This is a genomic window from Psychrobacter sp. 1Y4 (assembly GCF_051847555.1).
Map to the genome: position 1 here is coordinate 1 of NZ_JBPYDE010000213.1, position 960 is coordinate 960.

1 protein-coding gene is annotated in these 960 nt (G+C 46.1%); it reads right to left on the reverse strand.

Going from position 1 to position 960, the window contains the following annotated elements; translation table 11 throughout:
• A partial coding sequence (locus ACS8FC_RS15315) for a YbfB/YjiJ family MFS transporter (protein ID WP_439297402.1) occupies window positions 1–960 on the reverse strand: 960 nt, incomplete at both ends.

Sequence of the window (960 nt, forward strand, 5' to 3'; positions counted from 1 at the left end):
GTCCCAAGAACTGCCCTAGTGCATAGGCGAGCGTTGCCAATGCAATCAGTAAATTAGAATAAGCAGGATTGATGTTTTTAAACAATGTGAGTGTCATCGCTACCATACCGACGAAGGTCAACCCCAGAATAACAGCGTTGCCATATAATCCAAGCGCACCATCAAACCATATCGGCAAGCACATGCCAAACGCTTGTAATACCGTGAGACCCATTAGGGTTTTTACCTCGCCAATACGTTTGGCAAGCGCACCCCATAACGGATTTGATAACATCGCAAAAATACCGACGACCAACCAAATCATCAATCCAGCATAGGTCTGTGTCGTTAGACGCTGTGCTGCCATAACAGGCAGGAAAGTTGCTGAGCTAATATAGCCAAATCCTGCCAATATATAACTCATAAAAAGTAAAGCAAGCGCTTTATGGTGTCCAGAAATCGCTTCATATAAAGAGCGTTTGAAGTTCAAATAGCTCTGATGTACTGAGACGTGCTGTTTCGAATCGGTCAACTGTGACTCCAAACTATTTACTGGTTTGGGTTTTATCGCGTAGAGGAGCCATATCAGTGGTAAACTGGTGCAGCCTGCAACCAACCAAATTACATCAAAGTGATAGCCCAATGTCAGAAGCCACCACGTTACGATGGCAGAGGCGCTAATGCCGACACCGATGCCTGCATAATGTACGGCCGAGAGTATAGAACGGCGCTCGGGGCTCAGGTTTTGAATCACAAACGATGAGCTCAATATCATCGCTACCCCGCTTGCAATCCCCGCAATTAGACGAATGATATACCATAGCGTGAGCGACATATTTGGTACGATGAGTAGCATCGTTGTGACAACACTTATAATCGCCCAAAGCGTCATCGCTTGCCATGTCGAGCGCTGAGGCACAAACATGGCAATGAGGGCACCGATAAAGTAACCGATATAATTGATTGATGCTAGCCAGCCTG